Source organism: Streptomyces sp. NPDC050418 (genome assembly GCF_044458745.1).
Lineage (GTDB): Bacteria > Actinomycetota > Actinomycetes > Streptomycetales > Streptomycetaceae > Streptomyces.
The window spans coordinates 129,489-150,480 of record NZ_JBITIG010000008.1 but is presented as its reverse complement, the minus strand read 5'-3'; the positions used below and the strand labels follow the sequence as shown (position 1 = coordinate 150,480).

The 20,992-nt window shown below is 70.2% G+C and carries 19 protein-coding genes; 10 read left to right on the top strand and 9 right to left on the bottom strand.

The window, feature by feature from the left end; all coding sequences use genetic code 11:
* Positions 1 to 164: 164 nt before the first annotated feature.
* The 3 genes from ACIBI4_RS20820 to clpS form a co-directional block, all read right to left on the bottom strand.
* Complete coding sequence (locus tag ACIBI4_RS20820; protein ID WP_399205427.1) at positions 165 to 1,706, bottom strand: alanine/glycine:cation symporter family protein; 1,542 nt, start codon at positions 1,704 to 1,706, stop codon at positions 165 to 167.
* A gap of 372 nt (positions 1,707 to 2,078) precedes the next feature.
* Complete coding sequence (locus tag ACIBI4_RS20815) at positions 2,079 to 2,669, bottom strand: DUF2017 domain-containing protein (protein ID WP_399205426.1); 591 nt, start codon at positions 2,667 to 2,669, stop codon at positions 2,079 to 2,081.
* Positions 2,670 to 2,694: 25 nt separating this feature from the next.
* A complete protein-coding gene (clpS, locus tag ACIBI4_RS20810; RefSeq protein WP_399205425.1) occupies positions 2,695 to 3,015 on the bottom strand; it encodes an ATP-dependent Clp protease adapter ClpS in 321 nt (106 codons plus the stop codon).
* A gap of 110 nt (positions 3,016 to 3,125) precedes the next feature.
* On the opposite strand from clpS, the gene ACIBI4_RS20805 reads away from it, so the two are divergent.
* Both ACIBI4_RS20805 and ACIBI4_RS20800 read left to right on the top strand, forming a co-directional pair.
* Positions 3,126 to 4,454, top strand: coding sequence for a nicotinate phosphoribosyltransferase (locus ACIBI4_RS20805; RefSeq protein ID WP_399205424.1), 1,329 nt, complete (start codon positions 3,126 to 3,128; stop codon positions 4,452 to 4,454).
* Positions 4,455 to 4,606: 152 nt separating this feature from the next.
* Complete coding sequence (locus tag ACIBI4_RS20800) at positions 4,607 to 5,194, top strand: nicotinamidase (RefSeq protein WP_399205423.1); 588 nt, start codon at positions 4,607 to 4,609, stop codon at positions 5,192 to 5,194.
* A 41-nt stretch (positions 5,195 to 5,235) separates the two neighbouring features.
* Here ACIBI4_RS20800 and ACIBI4_RS20795 read toward each other — a convergent pair whose 3' ends face one another.
* The gene (locus ACIBI4_RS20795) at positions 5,236 to 5,580 is read right to left on the bottom strand and encodes a hypothetical protein (RefSeq protein ID WP_399205422.1); all 345 of its coding nucleotides are present in this window, start codon (positions 5,578 to 5,580) and stop codon (positions 5,236 to 5,238) included.
* A 122-nt stretch (positions 5,581 to 5,702) separates the two neighbouring features.
* Positions 5,703 to 8,051, bottom strand: a complete 2,349-nt coding sequence (locus ACIBI4_RS20790) for an immune inhibitor A domain-containing protein (protein WP_399205709.1) — start codon at positions 8,049 to 8,051, stop codon at positions 5,703 to 5,705.
* A 479-nt stretch (positions 8,052 to 8,530) separates the two neighbouring features.
* Between ACIBI4_RS20790 and ACIBI4_RS20785 the strand changes: the two genes are divergently transcribed.
* Entirely contained in the window at positions 8,531 to 8,812 is a 282-nt protein-coding gene (locus tag ACIBI4_RS20785; protein WP_399205421.1) for a hypothetical protein, read from the top strand.
* A gap of 110 nt (positions 8,813 to 8,922) precedes the next feature.
* Here the strand turns inward: ACIBI4_RS20785 and ACIBI4_RS20780 are convergent, their stop codons facing one another.
* Together ACIBI4_RS20780 and ACIBI4_RS20775 are read right to left on the bottom strand one after the other, a co-directional pair.
* A complete protein-coding gene (locus tag ACIBI4_RS20780; protein WP_399205420.1) occupies positions 8,923 to 9,666 on the bottom strand; it encodes an RDD family protein in 744 nt (247 codons plus the stop codon).
* Positions 9,667 to 9,748: 82 nt separating this feature from the next.
* Positions 9,749 to 11,290 carry an RDD family protein gene (locus tag ACIBI4_RS20775; RefSeq protein WP_399205419.1) on the bottom strand — a complete coding sequence of 514 codons (1,542 nt, stop codon included), beginning with the start codon at positions 11,288 to 11,290 and terminating at the stop codon, positions 9,749 to 9,751.
* Between the two features lie 270 nt (positions 11,291 to 11,560).
* On the opposite strand from ACIBI4_RS20775, the gene ACIBI4_RS20770 reads away from it, so the two are divergent.
* Positions 11,561 to 12,040, top strand: coding sequence for an SsgA family sporulation/cell division regulator (locus ACIBI4_RS20770; protein WP_399205418.1), 480 nt, complete (start codon positions 11,561 to 11,563; stop codon positions 12,038 to 12,040).
* 49 nt (positions 12,041 to 12,089) lie between these two features.
* Here the strand turns inward: ACIBI4_RS20770 and ACIBI4_RS20765 are convergent, their stop codons facing one another.
* Positions 12,090 to 13,523, bottom strand: coding sequence for an FAD-binding oxidoreductase (locus ACIBI4_RS20765; RefSeq protein WP_399205417.1), 1,434 nt, complete (start codon positions 13,521 to 13,523; stop codon positions 12,090 to 12,092).
* 98 nt (positions 13,524 to 13,621) lie between these two features.
* Between ACIBI4_RS20765 and ACIBI4_RS20760 the strand changes: the two genes are divergently transcribed.
* Positions 13,622 to 15,313: a hypothetical protein gene (locus ACIBI4_RS20760; protein WP_399205416.1), complete on the top strand. Its 1,692-nt coding sequence runs from the start codon at positions 13,622 to 13,624 to the stop codon at positions 15,311 to 15,313.
* A gap of 17 nt (positions 15,314 to 15,330) precedes the next feature.
* Here the strand turns inward: ACIBI4_RS20760 and hppD are convergent, their stop codons facing one another.
* Entirely contained in the window at positions 15,331 to 16,476 is a 1,146-nt protein-coding gene (gene hppD / locus ACIBI4_RS20755) for a 4-hydroxyphenylpyruvate dioxygenase (protein ID WP_399205415.1), read from the bottom strand.
* 128 nt (positions 16,477 to 16,604) lie between these two features.
* On the opposite strand from hppD, the gene ACIBI4_RS20750 reads away from it, so the two are divergent.
* The 5 genes from ACIBI4_RS20750 to ACIBI4_RS20730 are packed head-to-tail and all read left to right on the top strand — an operon-like array spanning position 16,605 to position 20,959.
* Positions 16,605 to 17,129 (top strand): Lrp/AsnC family transcriptional regulator, encoded by a 525-nt coding sequence (locus ACIBI4_RS20750; RefSeq protein WP_399205414.1) that lies wholly within the window; start codon positions 16,605 to 16,607, stop codon positions 17,127 to 17,129.
* Between the two features lie 24 nt (positions 17,130 to 17,153).
* Positions 17,154 to 17,801: an ABC transporter permease gene (locus ACIBI4_RS20745; protein ID WP_399205413.1), complete on the top strand. Its 648-nt coding sequence runs from the start codon at positions 17,154 to 17,156 to the stop codon at positions 17,799 to 17,801.
* A complete protein-coding gene (locus ACIBI4_RS20740; protein ID WP_399205412.1) occupies positions 17,794 to 19,104 on the top strand; it encodes a betaine/proline/choline family ABC transporter ATP-binding protein in 1,311 nt (436 codons plus the stop codon). Before ACIBI4_RS20745 ends, ACIBI4_RS20740 begins: the two co-directional genes overlap by 8 nt.
* Positions 19,101 to 19,988: an ABC transporter permease gene (locus tag ACIBI4_RS20735; RefSeq protein ID WP_399205411.1), complete on the top strand. Its 888-nt coding sequence runs from the start codon at positions 19,101 to 19,103 to the stop codon at positions 19,986 to 19,988. The genes ACIBI4_RS20740 and ACIBI4_RS20735 overlap by 4 nt, the downstream gene beginning before the upstream one ends.
* A complete protein-coding gene (locus ACIBI4_RS20730) occupies positions 19,985 to 20,959 on the top strand; it encodes a glycine betaine ABC transporter substrate-binding protein (RefSeq protein WP_399205410.1) in 975 nt (324 codons plus the stop codon). The genes ACIBI4_RS20735 and ACIBI4_RS20730 overlap by 4 nt, the downstream gene beginning before the upstream one ends.
* The last annotated feature ends 33 nt before the right edge of the window (positions 20,960 to 20,992 follow it).

The following is a 20,992-nucleotide window of genomic DNA, read 5'->3' as shown; positions in this document are numbered from 1 at the left end:
CGGCGGCGAATGACGGCGGCCAGTTTTTGAGTGTTCTTTATGCGGAATTGAGGGTCCTCTGAGCGAACAGCCCACAGCGGCGAGAAGACGTCGGGGGAACGGGAACGGGCCCGCCCCCACCGGTGAGGGTGGGGGCGGGCCCGCCGCTGTGGTTGCCGGAAGGCTCAGACCTTGACGGTCTCGCGCTCCTCGGTCTCCTCCGGCTCCGGCTCACCGTTGTCGCGGCGCTCGGCGTACGCGAGGAACTTGGCCAGCTCCCGCTTGACCACCGGGAAGAGCAGGTACAGGCCGATGATGTTGAACACCGCGAGGATGAACAGGACCGCGTCGGCCAGGCTGAACAGCGCCGTCAGCGTGAGCAGCGAACCGCCCGCGGCACACACCGTGTACAGGACGCGGAACAGCGTGAGGCTGGGCTTCGAGCGGCCGAAGAGGTGGGACCAGGCCTTCTCGCCGTAGTAGCCGTAGGTCAGCGCGGTCGAGAGCGCGAACAGGATGACCGCGACGGTCAGGACGTACGGGAACCAGGGCAGGACGGTCGCGAAGGCGTCGGAGGTGATGACCACTCCGCCGGGGGCGTCCGGGTCGGTCCGCGCGGCCGTCAGCGACGGCGGGCTGACGACCACGACCGTCAGAGCGGTCATGGTGCAGATGACCACGGTGTCGATGAACGGCTCGAGCAGCGCGACCAGGCCCTCGCTCGCGGGGTGCTTGGTCTTGACCGCGGAGTGGGCGATCGGGGCGGTGCCGAGGCCGGCCTCGTTGGAGAACGCGGCCCGCTGGAAGCCGGCGATCAGGGCGCCGATGAGACCACCGGCGAAGGCCTCCGGGTTGAAGGCGTACGACAGGATGTCGGTGATGGCGCCCGGCACGGCACCGGCATTGACGGCGAGGACCGTCAGGCAGCCGAGGATGTAGATGATCGCCATCGTCGGCACCAGCTTGGAGGTGACGTTCGCGATCGACTTCATGCCGCCGATGAGGACGACACCGATGAGCAGGGCCACGACGACGCCGAAGACCATGGCGCCGGCCGAGGAGTCGATGAAGCCGTTGTCGCCGCCGGTGGTGTTGGCGAGCTGGCTGTAGGCCTGGTTGACCTGGAGCAGGTTGCCGCCGAAGAGACCGAAGAACAGCACGAAGACCGCGGCGCAGACGCCGAGCACCTTGCCGAGCTTGTGACCGGCGGAGCCGGTGCCGAAGCGGTCGGCGAGACCGGCGGGCAGGTACTGCATGGGGCCGCCGGAGACCGTGCCGTCGGCGTGCACCTTGCGGTACTTCACACCGAGGGTGACCTCGACGAACTTCGTGGCCATGCCGAGCAGACCGCAGACGGCCATCCAGAAGGCCGCGCCCGCGCCACCGATGGTGATGGCGACGGCGACACCGGCGATGTTGCCGAGGCCGACGGTGGCGGAGACGGCGGCGGTCAGCGCGCCGAAGTGGTTGACCTCTCCGACGGCTCCCTTCTCGTCGTACTTGCCGCGCACGACCTTGAGGGCGAGCTTGAACTTGCGTATCTGGAGGAAGCCGAACAGGCCGGTGAAGAGCAGGCCGGCGACGACGAGCCAGGCCACGATCAGCGGCACCTCGGCGTCACCGACGGGGACGGCGTAGAAGACCCACTTGCCGAGGAAGTCGGCGACAGGCGTGACAACGCTGTTGACCGATTCCTCGATGGAGTTCGTCAGGGATTCGAGAGACATGGTGCTACCTCGATGCGCGTACGGGACGCGCGGAGATCGGCGGCATCCGAGCGGGGGATGCGGCAGGCAGGGCAGTGGGGGCACGCAGGGGGCGAACGCCGTCGTACGCCGGCGACTTGCGGTGGTGCGGTGCTGCTGCCTGGCGGTGCGCCAGGGCTTCGGGGGCGGCGAGGGGTGGTGCCGCCAGCGAAGTGCCGAATTTTTACCATGGCATTTACGCTTCTTTGCGTGACGAGCGTCACGGCCCCGGACGCGAAAACGCCCGCCACCAGTCATTACGGCAGCAGGCGTGACGCGATCGTTATTCGGACATCATGATCCGGATATCGGATGTCAGCAGTGTGGTGCGCACTGGCACCTTACGGCTGTGCGCTACGGCAGAAGCGTCTCCACGAGCGTCTCCTGGAGGCCGCCCAGCCACAGGTACGCCATCACCATCGGCTTGCGCTCGTCGGTGTCCGGGAGGCGGTAGAGCAGGTCCGTGTCCTCGTCGCTGATCACGTCGAGGCGGGCCGCGATGGCGAGGCGGAGGTCGTTGAGGGCGCCGAGCCACTGCCGGGACTCGTCGGGGGTCAGCTTGAGGACGGCGCCGCCCTCGCCGGCGAGCGTCAGCTCGTCGAGGCTGCGGATGACCACGAGCGCGTTCTCCCGCTTGCCCGCGCGCAGGTCGTTCTCGGTGAAGCGCCGGAACTCCGAGGAGTACGCCTTGAGTTGGTCGTCGGGGACGGCCTCGGGATCGCCGTACGCGTCGGGGAAGAAGCGCTGCAGGACGGGGTCGGTGGGCGGCTCGCTCGGGCCCTCGGCGAACAGTTCCGCCAGCGGGTCGGCGTTCTCCTCGCCGCCCGGGCCCGGGCCGATCAGCTCCAGGAGCTGTACGGCGAGGGAGCGCAGGATGGAGACCTCGACCTCGTCGAGCGCGACGGCCGCGCCGCCGCCGGGTACGGGCTCGAACATGCCGGCCATCAGTTCCTGCCCCGCCTCTGCGCCATCAGTTCCTGTCCTGACTGAGCGTGGCCCACAGGCCGTAGCCGTGCATCGCCTGCACGTCGCGCTCCATCTCCTCGCGGGTGCCGCTGGAGACCACGGCGCGGCCCTTGTGGTGGACGTCCATCATCAGGCGGTGGGCCTTGTCCTTGGAGTAGCCGAAGTAGGCCTGGAAGACATAGGTCACGTAGCTCATCAGATTGACCGGGTCGTTGTGCACGATCGTGACCCAGGGGACGTCGGGCTCGACCACCGCCGACACGCCTTCGACGGGGTTGGTGATCTCTACGGGAGACACATCAGGGGCCACACTCACTTTCCCCATGCTGCCACTTGAGGCCTGGGGACGCATAAACGGGCCCCTGGATCAGCGCCCGGCCACCAACAGCCGATCCGAAATCGTCAAAGTGACGAGATGGGGGTACAGTCCTCGTCATGAACACAGCGGACCTTGGGCTGCCGGTGGATGTTCCGTCGACGGCTCTCTTCACGGACCAGTACGAGCTGACGATGCTGCAGGCCGCCCTGAAGTCCGGTACGGCCGGGCGGCGGTCGGTCTTCGAGGCGTTCACACGGCGGCTGCCCGAAGGGCGGCGCTACGGCGTCGTCGCGGGCACCGGACGGGTGCTCGACGCCGTCGAGAACTTCCGGTTCGACGAGGGGGTGCTGAGCTTCCTGCGTGAGCAGGGCGTCGTCGACGGGCCGACGCTCGAATGGCTCGCGGACTACCGCTTCACGGGTGACATCTGGGGCTACCCGGAGGGCGAGGTGTACTTCCCGGGCTCGCCGGTCCTCCGCGTGGAGGGCTCGTTCGCCGAGTGCGTGCTCCTGGAGACCGTCATCCTGTCGATCCTCAACCACGACTCCGCGATCGCCGCGGCCGCGTCCCGTATGTCCGCTGCCGCCGGCAGCCGCGGCCTCATCGAGATGGGCGCGCGCCGCACCCACGAGCTGGCCGCCGTGGCCGCCTCGCGCGCCGCGTACGTCGGCGGCTTCAACTCGACCTCCGACCTCGCGGCCGGTTTCCGCTACGGGATCCCCACGGTCGGCACCTCCGCGCACGCCTTCACGCTGCTGCACGACAACGAACGGGATGCCTTCACCGCCCAGGTGGACTCGCTCGGCCGCGGCACGACGCTGCTCGTGGACACGTACGACGTGACGGAGGCCGTGCGCCTCGCGGTCGAGGTCGCCGGGCCCGAGCTCGGGGCCGTCCGGATCGACTCGGGCGACCTGCTGCTCGTCGCGCACCGCGTGCGCCAGCAGCTCGACGAGCTGGGGGCGACCCGTACGAAGATCGTCGTGACCAGTGATCTCGACGAGTACGCCATCGCCTCGCTCGCCGCCGCGCCCGTCGACGCCTACGGCGTGGGCACCCAGCTCGTCACCGGTTCCGGGCACCCGACCTGCTCGATGGTCTACAAGCTGGTCGCGCGCGCCGAGTCCGGCGACGCGGACGCCCCGCTCGTACCGGTCGCGAAGAAGTCGCTCGGCGCCAAGTCCTCGATCGGCGGCCGCAAGTGGGCCGCGCGCCGCCCCGACAAGGACGGCGTCGCCGAGGCCGAGGTGATCGGCACCGGGCCCGTGCCCGAGGAGCTCGCGGACCGGCAGCTGCAGGTGCAGCTGGTCAAGGGCGGCCAGGTGGTCGGCCGCGAGTCGCTCGACACCGTACGGGACCGGCACGCCGCCGCCCGCGCCTCGCTGCCGCTGTCGGCGACCCAGCTGTCGCGCGGCGAGGCCGTCATCCCGACCGAGTACGTCTAGCGGACGGGGAGGACGGGTGAGCGAGCGATGACCGGTACGGGCGGCGCTCCCCGTCCGCCCTCTCCCGCAACGGACGTGAAGTCTCTACGCTCGGACGGTACGGCCGAGCCCCTGACCACCGACCCGCACCACAGGACCGAAGGACTAGCCTCATGCGCCGCGCCTTGATCGTCGTGGATGTGCAGAACGACTTCTGCGAGGGCGGCAGCCTCGCCGTCACCGGCGGCGCCGACGTGGCCGCCGCGATCACCGAGCTCATCGGCCAGACCGGCGGGCCCTGCTACCAGCACGTGGTGGCCACCCGTGACCACCACATCGACCCGGGCGGCCACTTCTCGGAGCACCCCGACTTCCGCGGCTCCTGGCCCGCGCACTGCGTGGCCGGCACCGAGGGCGTCGGCTTCCACCCGAACTTCGCCCCGGTGGTCGCCTCCGGCGCGATCGACGCGGTCTTCGACAAGGGCGCCTACGCGGCCGCGTACAGCGGCTTCGAGGGCGCCGACGAGAACGGGCTCTCGCTCGCCGACTGGCTGCGCGCCCGCGAGGTCACCGAGGTGGACGTCGTCGGGATCGCCACGGACCACTGCGTACGGGCCACGGCCCTGGACGCGGCCCGTGAGGGCTTCCGCACCCAGGTCCTGCTCGACCTGACGGCCGGAGTCGCCGAGGACAGCACGGAGCGTGCGCTGGAGGAGCTGCGGGCCGCGGGCGTGGAGCTCACGGGCAAGCCGGTCGTCTGAGCGCCCGCGGGCGCCTCACGCCACGCGGGACCTGGACCGCCTCACACCACGTACGGGCTCGTCTGCGGTGTCATCGTCCGCAGCAGCGCCCTGATCGGGTGCCACAGCTCCTCGGCGGTGCCCGCGCACTCGCGCTCCCCGCGCCAGATCAGGCCGTCCGGATGGTGCAGCACCGCCGTGATCTCGTCCGGCGTGGGCGGCGCCGCGTTCCCCCGCAGATAGACCGCGCGCAGCCCCAGGTTGCGCAGCCGGGTCAGGGCCCGGGCGCGGTTCGCCGCGTGCACCACGACGCGCACCCTCGCAGCCCCATCAGGACAGGGGTTCTGCAGGTCGAGAGCCACGACCACACTGCCGCCGGGCAACCTGCTGAAACCTCCACCAGCCATACGTTTCACTCCCCCGTGAGACGTGATGTCAATAAGAAATCCACAGCAGGCACATAAGCACGTTCGGCCGCCGCCCGCTAGAGGGCGACGGCCGAACGTACTGTGACCTGCGGTTTAACGGATTACTTCTTCGAGGGGCCGACCTGGAGGGTGATCGTCTTGCCGCTCAGCGGCTGCTTGATGATCGCGATCCGGGTGTTGGTGTCAGTGATCTTGACACCTGCCGTCGGGTTGGCCTCGTCGTAGTACGAGCTGCGGCCGTCGTCGAAGACCGGGACGCCGGCCTTCCACTTGATCTTCGCGGCGACACCGTCACGGTGCAGCGTGAAGCCCTGGGCCGGGAACCAGCTGAAGGTCGAGTCGTACGCCTGGATGCGGTTGCGCATCAGGTCGTTGCCGGGAACCTTGTCGAGGTCCTGGGTCCAGCGCTCGGCCTTCGGGTGGGCGTCGACCGGAAGGATGAGGCCCTCGCCGGGGTGCGCGGACGTGTTGTTGTCCGGCTGCGAGGTGTCCCACTTCCAGATCATCAGACCCTTCTGGTAGGGGAAGTGCTCGACCCAGTTCTCACGGGTCTTGGACCAGCCGAAGTTGTACGGACCCGTCTTCAGGGTCTTGTCGTACGACACGTACTGGCGGTTCTCGGCGATGTAGTACTGGTCGTAGTCGTTGGTGATCGACTCACCGACGCGCGAGAAGCCCTTCGCCGTCCAGCCGTTGTCGTCGCCCTCGGCGCCGTCCGTGAACAGGGCGGTGCCGTCGGCCACGACGGAGATGTCATCCGCGGCGAAGCCGGTCATGTTGACGCCGCCGTCCGTCTGGTAACGGAAGCGCAGGTCGACCTTCTTGCCCGCGTAGGCGTCGAGCGAGTACACGAGCTTCTTGTACGCGCCCGAGGGGCCGGTCAGCGACGGGGCGCCGGAGGCGTCCTTGGGCAGCGCGGCGCCGTCGGCGGTGCCGTCGAGCGCGGTGTAGCTGGTGCCGCCGTCCGTGGAGACCTCGGCGTACAGGAAGTCGTACTCCGCCTCGATGTCCCACCAGCCCGAAAGCTCCAGGCTCGCCTTGGACTTGCCGGTCAGGTCGACCGACCGGGTCAGGGTGTTCTTGAGGTCGTCACCACGACCGGACCACCACTGCTTCTCGCCCGCCGCCGGCTTCACGATCGGCGTCGTGACCTTCTTCGTCGGCAGCTCGACGACCAGCGCCTGCGGGTTCTTGGTGTTGTACTCCGCGACGCCCAGCTTGTGCGTGGACTTCGTCCCGGCCTTGGCCGTGTCGTAGTCCAGCCAGCCCAGCTTGAGCTTGTCCCAGGCGGTCATGTCGCCGGGCAGGTCACCGATGGAGTCCTCGCCCTTGCCCAGCCAGGAGCCGGAGGACATCAGGGTCCAGTAGGCGGTGGAGTTCTCGCCGCCGCCGGAGGTGTCGTAGAGGTCCGGCAGACCGAGGTCGTGGCCGTACTCGTGCGCGAAGACGCCGAGGCCGCCGTTCTCCGGCTGGACGGTGTAGTCGCCGACCCACATGCCGGTGTCACCGATCTGGGTGCCGCCGGCCTTGTTCTCGGTCGGGCCGGTCTTGCCGGCGTCCGTGCCGTAGGCGTACCAGCGGTGCGCCCAGATGGCGTCGGTGCCCTCGACGCCGCCGCCGGCCGACTCGTCCTCGCCCGCGTGGACGATCTGGAAGTGGTCGATGTAGCCGTCGCGCTCGTTGAAGTTGCCGTCGCCGTCGAAGTCGTAGCGGTCCCACTGGTCGTACTCGGCCAGCAGGGCCTTGATCTCGGCGTCGGTCTTGCCCGCGGCCTTCTGGTCCGCCGCCCAGGCGTTGGTGCCGTCGCGGACGACGTCCCAGACGTTGGAGCAGTTGGTGGCGCCGCAGTAGTTCGAGCCGTACCGGGCCTCGTTGTACTCGACCTTGACCCAGTCCTGGACCTGGCCGTCGACCGAGTAGCGGCCCGAGGACTGCTTCTCGTAGTACTTCTTGACCGACTCCTTCTCCTTGTCGGTCGCGAAGTACAGGTCCTGGTAGTGCTGCCGGTCGAAGTCGGCGATCCAGTCCGTGGAGTTGTCGTTCTTGCGGTCCGGCTCCGCGATCTCGTTGTGCTGCGGGCCCGGCGTGCCGCCGAACTTCTTGACGGGAGGCTTGGGGCCCTCGCCGTCCGGGTCGTACATGGTGGTGTCGTCGACCTTGTCACCGAACTCCACGAGGATCGTGAAGATCTTGTCGGTCTTCTCGCGGCCGAGCTCGACGTACTTGCCGTCGTCGAGCTTGACGACCTTCGAGGCACCGCGCTGCTGCGCCTTGGCGTCGCCCGAGACGACCTCCTGGAGCGCAGCCTCGCGCTCCGCGGCCTGCTGCTCGCTGAACGGGCCCTTGAGGTCGTGCTCGACATGACCCTTCGCCGGGGCCGGGTCCTGGCGCTCGACGCCCGAAGGGGCGCCGGGCGACTGGTCCTCGGCCTGTGCGCTGCCGTACGACATCGCACCTGTGGCGGCCAGCGCCACACCGACGGCGAGCACGCGTATGGAACGGCGTCTGCCTGACTGACTGTTCACTTGGATGTAGTCCTCCCCCGCGACAGCGTCTGCGGATGGGGGGTCCGGAATCGGAGCGATCCGCGCGCAGTGTCGCGTCACAAGTGACGACATTCGACCGGAGTTACGGAAGAAAAGACAGACCTTGACTTCAGGCGCCCAAGTACGTTAGTTGCAGCGCGAGTTGCACTATCCGGACACTTCCGGGACCCCCCACGGCGCGCCTGTCTCAGCGGATGAGATACGAAATGAACCCGTGCGCCCCCCATGCACCGGCACCGTGGGTTAGGTCACGCTTACTGGCCGTTCCGGCCGGGAATCCAGCGCAATAGAGTCAGTTGACGGTGATTTTGCCCGAGCAGCCCGACCGTTCGACACATCCCGACCGACCGAGACCCCCGCACCCTCTTAGAGGACGGTTCGCCATGCCGCGCCCGACTGCTGCACAGCTCTCCTACGGATCCCTGACGGTCGTGACCGCCACGGTCGCCATGTTGCTGCTCTCCCAGACGAGTACGGGGCTCGGAGTCGCCGTCATCGCCGTGGCCGCCCTGGGGCTCGGACTCCTCGTCGCCGTGACGGTACCGATGCCGCGCCAGGCCGCCGCCCCGTCCGCGGCGCCGCCCGCCCAAGTCCCCGGCGAGCGCGTGCCGTTGCCGCGGGTGCGCCCTGCCGTGGAGGACCGTGAGGAGTCACGGGTTGCCTGAGCGGGCCGCCTGACCCGACCTACAACTGTCCATGACCCGGAGACATACGACGGCGGGGCCGTGCTGCGCGCACGGCCCCGCCGGTCTGTCTCCACCACCCCTGCGGTCGGTCAGACGGTGCTGACCACCACCGTCTTCGCCGCCTTGTCGTGCAGTGCCTGCTTGTACGGCTTGTCGGCGGACATCATCACGATGAGGATCAGCCACCAGACGCACGGGCAGCACAGCAGCGCCGGCAGCCAGAGGACCGCGGCGCGGGTCAGCGCCGCGTTGGACTGCGGCGTCGAGCCGTCCTGCAGCATCCCCACGCGCAGGTTCATCAGCTTCTTGCCGAGGGTCTGGCCGTTGTTCTTGACCATGAACCACTCGTAGCCGACGAACGCGACGCACGCGATGATCGTCCAGATGAACGAACCGCCGCTGTAGCTCTGGGAGATGACGTCACCGACGTCGTCGGTGTCCGTCTCCACCTTGCGGAACGGCAGCTGGATGAGGCCCAGCGGGATGCCGATGATGAGGGCGTCGATGATGCGGGCCAGGACGCGCTTGCCCATGTCGGCGAGCGGCGGCATGCCCTGCATCGGATCGGGCCCGCTCCCGTACCCGCCGAACCCGCCGCCCCCGCCATAGGGGTCGTTGCCGCCGGGTGGCGGCGGCGGAGTGTTGTACGGGGAGCCGCCACCGGATCCGTACGGGTCGCTCGGGGGCGGGGTGCCGTAGGGGTCGCTGGGTGGCGGGGTGCCGTAGGGGTCGCTGGGTGGCGGGGTGCCGTAGGGGTCGCCCGAGGGCGGCTGCTTCTTGAACGGGTCGTCCTCCGGCTGACCTGAGCCCGGGGGCGGAGGGTTGGTGGTCATGGCCCGAGTCGAACGCGTCGGGTGGGAGGGCGCATCCCTGTGTGGGCCGTTCGGGTGGGCGAGCGGGGTGGGGAGGAGGCGCTCAGCCCGCCACGAACGTCCGCGCCGCCTTGTCGTGCCAGCACTGGCGCCATGGGCGGTCGAAGACGCACCACACGATGCCGATGACACCGATGACCAGGACGCCCGGGACCGTATAGACGAGCCACCGCCGCAGCGAGGCCCCGAACGACGGGGCGTCGTGGGACTCGATGTCGCGGACCTGGACCCCGAGCAGCTTCTTGCCGAGCGTCCGGCCCCACTTCGCCGTCGGCAGCGCCTCGTAGAGGAGCCCCGTCACGAGCAGCACCCCGAGGACGATCCCGAGGTACGCCGCCGTCGTGCCGTCGAGCAGCCAGACCGTGGTCTTCAGGCCGGACAGCTTCGCCTCGTCGATCTTCGCGTCGATGTGGTCGAGCGCCTTCGGGACGAGCGGGACCGCCGCCGCGGCGGTGAGGCCGCCGACGATCAGGGTGTCGACGAGCCGGGCCGCGAGCCGCTTGCCCAGGCCCGCGGGCCGGACGGCCGCCTGGGCCCGCGCCTGCGCGAGGAACGGGTCCTCGACCACGGGCTTGAACGGCGCCACCGGCTGCCCCTCCCCCGCGGGCGCCTGCGCCAGCTGGTGCACCTGCTGCGCCCAGGAGGCGTTCCCGCCCCCGGCACCCGGGGTCAGCGGCGAGCCCGCGTTCTGCGGGGAGGCGGCGGACTGCGGGGGCGTGGGTGCGGTGGGGGTGGCGGGGGTGGCCGGAGCGGAGGGGGTCGCCGGAGCAGCAGGGGTCGCCGGGGTTGCGGGAGCAGCGGGGGCCGCCGGGGTCGCCGGAGCGGCGGGGGCGGCCGACGCGTTGGCCGCCTGCGGGTAGCCGTACCCCGACCGTGGAGCCGAGGGCTGCGCGGGCGCGGGGGCCTCGACGCGGCGGATCGACATCGTGCCGTCCGTGCGGTGCGAGGGCCCCTGCGGCGCCTCGGTGCCGGATTCGCTCGTACGGGGACGGAGCGCCCGCATCGTCATCGTCCCCTCGGAGGGAACGTCCCCCGAAGGAGCGGAGGGAGAGGGAGCAGAAGAGGCGGGTGCGTCGCTCGTCTCCGCAGGAGAGGACGGCACGCGCGGGTCCTGGCCCGACCCCGCCGGCGCACCCCACGACACCTTGCGGTCCTGCTCGCCGCCGAACCCGGACTGCCGCCCGGCGTCGGCCTGCCAGGCGGACGCCGGTTCGGGCCGCGCGCCGTGCAGATCCTCCGGCTCGGCGGACGCGGGCGCGGGCGCCGCGTCCGAGGGCTCGGCAACCTTCGGGGTGCCCAGGGCGGGCTGCGCGGGCACCACGTCCTGCGGTTCCTCGTCGAAGAAGACCGGCCCCGTCTCGTCCACCCGCGGCTGCTGCTGCGGCACGGTGGGCTGCGCGGGGACCGCGGGCGCGGCGCCGCCGGGCGGTGCGGGCATGGCCTCGCCCTCGGACGGAGCGGGGCGGCTGGTGCCGGGGACCCAGGCGACACCGTTCCAGTACCGGACATATCCCGGAATGGACGGATCGGGGTAATAGCCCGCGCGCGGGCTGGTCTCGCCGGGTGCCGGGGTGGGCGCGCTCATGGTCCGTCGTCCCGTATCTGCTCGGGGGTCTTGGGGTGGTGGGTCCACATCTATCAGACCGCCGCCCTCACCTGGGCCCGTCCGCCCTCATCGCCCCCTTTCGTGCGGGCTCGGAGGCTCGGTTCGTGCGGGCCGGGAAGCTCCGTCCGTGCGCGCTCGGAACTCCCCGAAAAAACTTCTGCGAAGTCGCGTAAGCAATCCGCCCCACCCCCCTCTCACTCTGCGTGGGCCGCCGAGGAGCCCGCAGGGACCGAAAGGAAACGGACGCAGATGCAGACCGTGGTGGAACGCGAACTCGAACTGAGGCTGGTGCTCTCCCCGGAGCGGAGCATCCCGGTGCCGGCCCGGCTGACCTACCGCACGGACGACCCGTACGCCGTGCACATCACCTTCCACGTCAACACCGACCAGCCCGTCAACTGGACCTTCGCCCGCGAGCTCCTGGTCGAGGGCGTCTTCCGGCCGTGCGGGCACGGGGACGTACGGATCTGGCCGACGAAGGTCGAGGGCCGCAGCGTCGTGCTCATGGCGCTCAGCTCGCCCGACGGCGACGCGCTCCTGGAGGCGCCGGCCGCCGCCGTCTCCTCCTGGCTGGAGCGGACGCTGCGGGTGGTCCCCCCGGGTGCGGAGTCCGGGCAGCTCGGCATCGACGAGGGCCTCGCCGAGCTGCTCGCCCCCGCACCGCGCGGCCACGACGACCTGTGGCTGAGCGACCCGTGGCCCTCGGACGAGTCCAAGGACGGTGAGTGATCTCCGGAGCGGGCCGGATCCCAGGAGCGCGCCGGATCCCCGTCGCGCGTCAGAAGAGCTTGCCCGGGTTGAGGAGGCCCAGCGGGTCGAAGGTCTGCTTGATACCCCGCTGCAGCTCCACGCCCACGGGGCCGATCTCGCGTGCCAGCCACTCCTTCTTGAGGATGCCCACACCGTGCTCGCCGGTGATCGTGCCGCCGAGCTCCAGACCGAGGGCCATGATCTCGTCGAAGGATTCGCGGGCGCGCCGCGACTCGTCGGGGTCCTGTGCGTCGAAGCAGACCGTGGGGTGCGTGTTGCCGTCCCCCGCGTGGGCGCAGACCCCGATCGTCAGGTCGTACTTCTCCGCGATACGGGCGGTGCCTTCGAGCAGGGCGCCGAGCTGTGAGCGCGGCACGCAGACGTCGTCGATCATGGAGCTGCCCTTGATCGCCTCGAGGGCGGTGAGGGACAGACGCCTGCCCGCGAGCAGGAGTTCGGACTCGGCGTGGTCCTCGGCGGGCACCACCTCGGTCGCGCCCGCCGCCGCGCAGAGCGCGCCGACGGCGGCGAGATCGGCGGCCGGGTCGGGGGTGTCGAAGGCGGCGAGGAGCAGCGCCTCGGTGGTCTCGGGCAGGCCCATCCGCGCCATGTCGTTGACGGCGCGCACGGTCGTACGGTCCATGAGTTCGAGCAGGGACGGCACATGGCCGCCTTCCATGATCTTGCACACGGCGTCGCAGGCGGCCGCCGTGGACGCGAACTCGGCGGCGAGGACCAGCTGCCGGGGCGGCTGCGGCTTGAGCGCGAGCACGGCCCGTACGACGATGCCGAGGCTGCCCTCGGAGCCGACGAAGAGACGGGTCATGTCGTAGCCCGCGACGCCCTTGGCCGTACGGCGTCCGGTCTTCAGGAGGCGGCCGTCGGCGAGGACGACGTCGAGGCCGAGGACGTACTCGGCGGTGACCCCGTACTTCACACAGCACAGGCCCCCGGAGGCCGTGCCGATGTTGCCGCCGATGGTGCACATCTCCCAACTCGACGGGTCGGGCGGGTAGTAGAGGCCGTGTTCGTTGACCGCGCGCGACAGGGTGGCGTTGATGACGCCCGGTTCGACGACGGCGATACGGTCCACGGGGTTGATCTCGAGGATGCGGTCCATCTTGACCAGCGAGAGCACGATGCACCCCTCGCTCGCGTTCGCCGCGCCCGAGAGCCCGGTGCGCGCGCCCTGCGGGACCACCGGCACCCGCAGCTCGGTCGCGGTGCGCATCACGTGCTGCACCTCTTCGACGGTGCGCGGCAGGACGACGACCGCGGGCGTGCCCGCCTCGCAGAAGCTCGCCATGTCGTGGGCGTAGGAGGCGGTGATGCCGGGGTCGGTGAGGAGGGACTCGGCGGGGAGTCCCGCGCGAAGGCGCTCCAGGAGCGCTGTGGCGGTGGAGCCCGGTGCGGCGGGGTCCGGTGCGGTGGGGTCCGGCGGGAGGTCCGGTGCGGCGGTCATGATCTCCAGCCTGGCACCCGGGGCCATCGGTGTGAACCCGTCGGCGGGCGCGCTTGCCGTACATCGGTGTGCTCTTCATATGGGCGCACAGTTGCGCCATGGAGAACGAACAGGACCCTCTGCGGAACCTCGCCGCCCTCGACGCCCACGAGCCCCCCGCGCCCGCGCGCCCGGCCGCGGCGGACAGTGCCCGGACCCTGCGCCGGACGATGGTGACCGCGGTCGTCGGTTCGGTGGTCCTGTCGTGCGGTGTGTTCGCGCTCCCGCTGCTCGCGGACCAGGGGACGCCGCCCGCTCCCGGTCCGGTGGGCCGGGCGCAGGAGGCGGTGGCGGTCGGCGCGCCGGCCTCGCTCACCGATCTCGGCGCCCTGATCGCCGACCGCGAGGCGCATCTCGCCAAGCACCCCGGGGACGAGGAGTCGTGGGCGGTGCTCGGCAGCGCGTACGTGGAGCACGGGCGGCGGACCGCGGACCGCGCGCTGTACGCGCAGGCCGAGCAGGCGCTGAAGCGTTCGCTGGCCGCGGTGCCCGGCGACGAGGGCAACGTCGGGGCGCTGGCCGGGATGTCGGCGCTGTCCAGTGCGCGGCACGACTACCGGGCCGCGAAGAAGTGGGGCGAGCTTGCGGTGAAGCAGCAGCCCAAGCGGTGGACCCTGTATCCGGTCCTGATCGACACGTACGACCGGCTCGGTGACTACAAGGCGGCCGACAAGTCCCTGGAGAAGCTGCAGGAGCTGCACTGGAACGCGGCGGTCCTGGCGCGCTCCGCCCGGACCTACGTGGACCGCGGCTGGCGCGAGAACGCGGCCGCCGCGATCGTGGACGCGGCGGCGCTCGCGAAGACGCCCGCCGAGCAGGCCGCGTACCAGCACAGTGTGGGCGAGCTGGCGTGGGAGCGGGGTGAGGCGGCGGAGTCGCTGCGGTGGTTCGAGGCGGCGCTGCGCACCGATCCCGAGCACGCCCCGTCGCTCGCCGGGAAGGCCCGCTCGCTGGCGGCGCTCGACCGGACCCCCGACGCGCTGACGGCGTACCAGGCGGCGCTTCGCAAGCTGCCGCTGCCGCAGTACGCGACGGAGCTGGGCGAGCTGTACGAGTCGGTGGGTCTGCAGGCGGCCGCGAACGCCCAGTACGACGCCGTACGGCGGCAGTTGAGAGACCGCGGGCCCGGGGTGGACCAATTGGCACTTGGGCTCTTCGAGGCGGACCACGGGGACGCGGACGCGGCGGTGGCGCGGCTGACCGCCGAGTGGAAGCGGCATCCGGGGCGGCAGGTCACGGACGCGCTGGGCTGGGCGCACTTCCGGGCCGGGAACAGCAAGAAGGCGCTGTGGTACGCGAAGCGGGCGATGGACAAGGACGCGCCGCGCAGCGCCCTGTTCGCGTACCACCGCGGGCAGATCGAGCGCTCGCTGGAGGAGTACGGGGCGGCGCGGCGGTTCCTGACGGAGGCGCTGAAGATCAACCCGCGGTTCTCGCAGCTGCACGCACCGGCAGCCGAGGAGGCCCTCGCGGCGCTGGGCGAGCCGCCCCCCGGCGGCCCGGTCAACGTCACCGGCGAGAAGCCGCAGCCGCCCGCGCTGGACCGTCCGGCGGCTCCGGCCGGGCAGGCGAAGCCCCAGCAGCCGGCGAAGCCGCAGGGCACGCCTCAGCAGCAGCCCAAGCCGCAGACTCCGACGGCGGCGCCCAAGTCCTCACCGCCGGGCGGGAGTTCGTCCCGCCCCAAGCCTGCGTCGCCGGCCTCGAAGCAGCCCGCCGCCCCGAAGCCGAAACCGGCCGGGACGGCGCGCTGAGCGACGTACGAAGAACCTCAGAGGTTGCCGCGCTTCTCCTGCTCGCGCTCGATCGCCTCGAAGAGGGCCTTGAAGTTGCCCTTGCCGAAGCCCATGGAGCCGTGGCGCTCGATCATCTCGAAGAAGACGGTCGGACGGTCCTGGACCGGCTTGGTGAAGATCTGCAGCAGATAGCCGTCCTCGTCACGGTCGACGAGGATCTTCAGCTCACGCAGGGTCTCGACGGGCACGCGGGTCTCGCCGGCCCACTCGCCGAGGGTGTCGTAGTACGAGTCGGGGGTGTCGAGGAACTCGACGCCGCCCGCGCGCATGGACCGCACGGTCGCGACGATGTCGTTCGTGGCGAGCGCGATGTGCTGGACGCCGGCCCCGCCGTAGAACTCCAGGTACTCGTCGATCTGCGACTTCTTCTTCGCGATGGCCGGCTCGTTGATCGGGAACTTGACCTTGAGCGTGCCGTCGGCGACGACCTTGGACATGAGCGCGGAGTACTCGGTGGCGATGTCGTCGCCCACGAACTCCTTCATGTTCGTGAAGCCCATGACCTTGTTGTAGAAGGCCACCCACTCGTTCATCCTGCCGAGCTCGACATTGCCGACGCAGTGGTCGATGGCCTGGAAGGTGCGCTTGGCCGGCGGCTCGACGATCGGCTTCGCGGCCACGTAGCCCGGCAGGTACGGGCCCGTGTAGTCCTTCCGCTCGACCAGCGTGTGGCGGGTCTTGCCGTAGGTGGCGATGGCGGCGCGGACGACGACGCCGTGCTCGTCCTTCGTCTCGTAGGGCTCCTCGACGCCGCGGGCGCCGTGCTCGACCGCGTACGCGTAGGCGGCGCGCGCGTCCGGGACCTCGATGGCGAGGTCGATGACTCCGTCGCCGTGCGCGGCGACGTGCTCGTCGAGGAAGCGGCCCCAGTCGGTCGAGGCCTTGATGACGGAGGTGAAGACGAAACGGGCGGAGCCGTTGGTGAGCACGTAACTGGCGGTCTCGCGGCTGCCGTTCTCCGGTCCGGAGTAGGCGACCAGCTTCATGCCGAAGGCCGTCGAGTAGTAGTGCGCGGCCTGCTTGGCGTTGCCCACGGCGAAGACGACCGCGTCCATTCCCTTCACCGGGAAGGGGTCGGCCTGCCGGGCGGTTTCGGGGGTGGAGTGCATAGTCTCAGTCATGCGCGTAGCGTCTCTCCGGGCCGCAAGCTGCGCAATAGTTGATTGTTCTGCTGGGCAATCTGCATAGTCGTACGCCAGGATGGCCGGACGATCTGTACAGGATGACCAGCGGGAGTGTGAGCCACGCCATGTCCGTATCTCCAGGGTCATCGCCCGGGTCCTCCGGGACTCCCGGAATCGACGAGCTCGACGGGCGGCTCATCGTGCTGCTCGCGCGTGAGCCCCGGATCGGCGTCCTGGAGGCGTCGCGGCGGCTCGGGGTCGCGCGCGGGACCGTGCAGGCGCGGCTCGACCGCCTTCAGTCGAATGGAGTCATCCGCGGCTTCGGCCCGCAGGTCGACCCGGCGGCGCTCGGCTACCCGGTGACGGCGTTCGCGACGCTGGAGATCAAACAGGGCCAGGGCACGGAGGTACGGGCGCACTTGGGCGGGGTGCCGGAGGTCCTGGAGCTGCACACGACGACCGGGCACGGGGACATGCTGTGCCGTCTGGTGGCCCGCTCCAACGCCGATCTCCAACGTGTGATCGACCGGGTTGTGGGTTTTGATGGCATCGTCCGGGCCTCCACGGCGATCGTCATGGAAAATCCCGTTCCGCTGCGGATCATCCCGCTCGTGGAGCAGGCGGCGGCCCGGGAGGACAGCGGCCCCTGATCCTGATCCCGGAGGTGAGCGAGCGTGAACTTCTGGGACTACCTCAGCAGCCGCCATGAGCAGCTCCTGACGGACGCGTTCCAGCACGCAAGCGCCGTCTTCCAGTGCATGGTCATCGCGACCGTGATCGGCGTCCTCATCGGTGTCCTCACCTACCGCAGCGAGTGGGCGGGCAACATGGCCACGCTCACCACCGCGACCCTTCTGACGATCCCCTCGCTGGCCCTGATCGGTCTGCTGATCCCGGTCGTGGGTCTGGGCGTGCCGCCGACGGTGATCGCGCTGACCCTGTACGGGCTCCTGCCGATCGTGCGGAACTCGATCGTGGGGCTGCGCGGCGTCGATCCGTCACTGGTGGACGCGGCCAAGGGCATCGGGATGTCGCGCACGGCGCGGCTGATGAAGGTCGAACTGCCGCTCGCGTGGCCGCCGATCCTCACCGGGATCCGGGTCTCCACGCAGATGCTCATGGGCATCGCCGCCATCGCCGCGTACGCCTCCGGGCCCGGGCTCGGCAACGAGATCTTCCGCGGGATCGGCTCCCTCGGCAGCAAGAACGCGCTCAACCAGGTGCTCGCCGGCACGCTCGGGATCGTCGTCCTCGCGCTGCTCTTCGACGCCGCCTACGTACTGATCGGACGGCTGACGATCTCCAGGGGTATCCGTGTCTGAGACGACCACGAGCACGACCACCGGCGCGAGCACGACGGACGCGGACCCGGACGGGGCGTCCGCCCGCGAGGCGACGGGCGCGACCATCGAGCTGGAGAACCTCACCAAGCGCTACCCGGGCAGCTCGGACCCCGCGGTGGACAGCGTGAACATGGAGATCAAGGCCGGTGAACTGGTCATCTTCGTGGGGCCCTCGGGCTGCGGCAAGTCCACGACCCTGAAGATGATCAACCGGCTGATCGAGCCGACGGGCGGGCGGATCCGGATCGGCGGCGAGGACGTCACGGACATGGATCCGGTGAAGCTGCGCCGGACGATCGGCTACGCGATCCAGTCGTCGGGTCTCTTCCCGCACATGACGGTCGCGCAGAACATCGCGCTCGTACCGAAGATGATCGGCTGGCCGAAGAACCGGATCAAGGACCGGGTCGAGGAGATGCTGGACCTCGTAGGACTCGATCCCGGCGAGTTCCGCGGCCGCTATCCGCGTCAGCTCTCCGGCGGCCAGCAGCAACGCGTGGGCGTGGCCCGGGCGCTGGCCGCCGACCCGCCGGTGCTCCTGATGGACGAGCCGTTCGGCGCGGTCGACCCGATCACCCGCGACCACCTCCAGGACGAACTGATCCGGCTGCAGCACGAGCTGCACAAGACGATCGTCTTCGTCACGCATGACTTCGACGAGGCGATCAAGCTCGGCGACCGGATCGCGGTGCTCCGCGAGCGCTCGCACATCGCGCAGTTCGACACCCCGGAAGCGATTCTGACCAATCCCGCCGACGACTTCGTGTCGGGCTTCGTGGGCGCGGGCGCCGCGTTGAAGCGGCTGAACCTCACGCGCGTACGGGACGTGGAGATCCGCGACTACCCGACCGTGACCGTGGACGACCCGCTGCAGGAGATCTTCAACAAGCTGCGCGACGGCACCACGAGCGAGCTGCTGCTCCTCGACAAGCGGGGCCGCCCCTACAAATGGCTGCGGCGCGGTGACCTGATGCGCGCCAAGGGCTCACTGGCGCGCGCGGGCACGCTCGTGCACGACACCGTCACCCGCGACGCGACCCTGCGCGACGCGCTCGAAGCGGTGCTCACGGAGAGCGCGGGGCGGGTCGCGGTGACCGGGCGGCGCGGCGAGTACACGGGCGTCGTCGACATGGAGACGCTGATGAACTCCGTGCACGAACTCCTCGAGCGCGACCGGCTCGACGCCATGGAGCACCAGCACGAACTGCGGGACCAGCGCGCCGAGCAGACCCATCGCGCACAGGAGGGCGAGGGCGCCGGGTTCGGGGAGGACGCGTCGTGACGCCCCCGCACGAGCCGCCGGTGCCCCCGCATCCCACCGAGCCGCGCCGCCCCGCCGGCGAGCACGAGGTCAAGGGGCACACCTTCCGTGACACGGGCGAGGCCGAGGCCGAGGTCGGACCGCCGGCGCCGGCCGCGCGCGCCCCGCGTCGCGTCACCTGGCAGAAGCTGACGTTCCTGCCGGGGACGCTGGCCGTGGTGCTCCTGGTGACCTGGCTGTGGTTCCGCAACGCGGACCTCGACTCGATCTCGCAGAACGCGCTCGCGGACGGCAACGTGTGGGTGCGGCTGCGCCAGCACATCGAACTGACCGTGATCTCCACGTTCTTCGTGCTGATCATCGCGATCCCGCTGGGCATCCTGCTGACCCGCAAGCGGCTGCGCCCGGCGGCGCCGTTCGCGGTCGCCCTCGCCAACATCGGCCAGGCGACCCCGGCGATCGGCCTGCTCGCGCTGCTCGTCATCTGGATGGGCATCGGCATGAAGGCCGCCCTGGTCGGCATGGTGATCTACGCGGTGCTGCCCGTGCTCTCCAACACCATCGCGGGCCTGAAGGCCAACGACCCGACGCTCCTGGAGGCCGCGCGCGGGATCGGCATGTCCCCGCTCGGCGTCCTGTCCAAGGTCGAACTCCCCCTGGCCGTACCGCTGATCCTGGCGGGCGTCCGTACCGCGCTGGTCCTGAACGTGGGCACCGCGACGCTCGCGACGTTCGGCGGCGGGGGCGGGCTCGGCGATCTGATCTCCACCGGGATCACCACGCAGCGCATGCCGGTCCTGGTCCTCGGCTCGATCCTCACGGTCGCACTCGCGCTCCTGGTGGACTGGCTGGCCTCGCTCGCCGAACTCCTGCTGCGGCCGCGCGGTCTGGAGGTGCGCTCATGAGGCGTCGGATCGGTGCGTACGGGGGTGCGGGGCTGCTCCTCGCCTCGCTCGCGGGCTGCGGGCTGCACTCCGGAAGCCCGCTCGTGGCGGATGTCGGACCGGGCTCGATCGGCAAAGGCCGGCCGCTCGACGGGGTCGATCTCACCGTCACGTCCAAGGAGTTCACCGAGCAGCTGGTGCTCGGCGAGATCATGGGCATCGCGCTGAAGGCGGCCGGTGCGGACGTCCTCGACCGGACCGGGATCCAGGGGTCGATCGGCGCGCGCGAGGCGGTCAAGTCCGGTGACGCGGACGGGATGTACGAGTACACGGGCACCGGCTGGATCACGTATCTCGGTCACACGGAACCGGTGACGGGCGCCGAGGCGCAGTGGAAGGCGCTGCGCGACGCGGACGTGGCGAACGGCATCGACTGGCTGCCGCCCGCCGAGCTCAACAATACGTACGCGCTCGCGCTCAACCAGGCCAACGAGAAGAAGTACGGCACCAAGACGCTCTCGGACGTCGCGGCGCTCTCGAAGTCGGACCCGTCCGCGGTGACGCTCTGCGTCAACCAGGAGTTCTCCTCACGCGACGACGGACTGCCGGGCATGGAGAAGGCGTACGGCATGAAGATCCCGCCGTCGCAGGTGCAGACGATGGACTCCGGGATCGTCTACACCCAGGTGTCCGAGGGCAAGGCCTGCACGTTCGGCCTGGTCTTCACGACGGACGGCCGGATCAAGGCGATGGACCTGGTCGTGCTGGCGGACGACAAGCACTTCTTCCCGTCGTACAACGCGGCGCCGATGATGAACGCCGAGACGATGAAGGAGCACCCGGAGATCGCGGACATCCTGAACCCGATCACGAAGAAGCTGACGAATCCGGTGGCGCAGGAGCTGAACGCCAAGGTGGATGTGGACGGGCAGGATCCGCATGACGTGGCGATGGACTGGCTGGTTTCGGAGGGGTTCGTGACGAAGGAGTAGGAGTGGGGCCGGGGGCGGGGTCCCCGAGAACCC

What these genes read in the sequence shown, in the direction of transcription:
- ACIBI4_RS20820 (WP_399205427.1), bottom strand. Translation starts at nt 1,706, where the DNA reads ATGTCTCTCGAATCCCTGACGAACTCCATCGAGGAATCGGTCAACAGC.
- ACIBI4_RS20815 (WP_399205426.1), bottom strand. Translation starts at nt 2,669, where the DNA reads ATGGCCGGCATGTTCGAGCCCGTACCCGGCGGCGGCGCGGCCGTCGCG.
- clpS (WP_399205425.1), bottom strand. Translation starts at nt 3,015, where the DNA reads ATGGGGAAAGTGAGTGTGGCCCCTGATGTGTCTCCCGTAGAGATCACC.
- ACIBI4_RS20805 (WP_399205424.1), top strand. Translation starts at nt 3,126, where the DNA reads ATGAACACAGCGGACCTTGGGCTGCCGGTGGATGTTCCGTCGACGGCT.
- ACIBI4_RS20800 (WP_399205423.1), top strand. Translation starts at nt 4,607, where the DNA reads ATGCGCCGCGCCTTGATCGTCGTGGATGTGCAGAACGACTTCTGCGAG.
- ACIBI4_RS20795 (WP_399205422.1), bottom strand. Translation starts at nt 5,580, where the DNA reads ATGGCTGGTGGAGGTTTCAGCAGGTTGCCCGGCGGCAGTGTGGTCGTG.
- ACIBI4_RS20790 (WP_399205709.1), bottom strand. Translation starts at nt 8,051, where the DNA reads ATGTCGTACGGCAGCGCACAGGCCGAGGACCAGTCGCCCGGCGCCCCT.
- ACIBI4_RS20785 (WP_399205421.1), top strand. Translation starts at nt 8,531, where the DNA reads ATGCCGCGCCCGACTGCTGCACAGCTCTCCTACGGATCCCTGACGGTC.
- ACIBI4_RS20780 (WP_399205420.1), bottom strand. Translation starts at nt 9,666, where the DNA reads ATGACCACCAACCCTCCGCCCCCGGGCTCAGGTCAGCCGGAGGACGAC.
- ACIBI4_RS20775 (WP_399205419.1), bottom strand. Translation starts at nt 11,290, where the DNA reads ATGAGCGCGCCCACCCCGGCACCCGGCGAGACCAGCCCGCGCGCGGGC.
- ACIBI4_RS20770 (WP_399205418.1), top strand. Translation starts at nt 11,561, where the DNA reads ATGCAGACCGTGGTGGAACGCGAACTCGAACTGAGGCTGGTGCTCTCC.
- ACIBI4_RS20765 (WP_399205417.1), bottom strand. Translation starts at nt 13,523, where the DNA reads ATGACCGCCGCACCGGACCTCCCGCCGGACCCCACCGCACCGGACCCC.
- ACIBI4_RS20760 (WP_399205416.1), top strand. Translation starts at nt 13,622, where the DNA reads ATGGAGAACGAACAGGACCCTCTGCGGAACCTCGCCGCCCTCGACGCC.
- hppD (WP_399205415.1), bottom strand. Translation starts at nt 16,476, where the DNA reads ATGACTGAGACTATGCACTCCACCCCCGAAACCGCCCGGCAGGCCGAC.
- ACIBI4_RS20750 (WP_399205414.1), top strand. Translation starts at nt 16,605, where the DNA reads ATGTCCGTATCTCCAGGGTCATCGCCCGGGTCCTCCGGGACTCCCGGA.
- ACIBI4_RS20730 (WP_399205410.1), top strand. Translation starts at nt 19,985, where the DNA reads ATGAGGCGTCGGATCGGTGCGTACGGGGGTGCGGGGCTGCTCCTCGCC.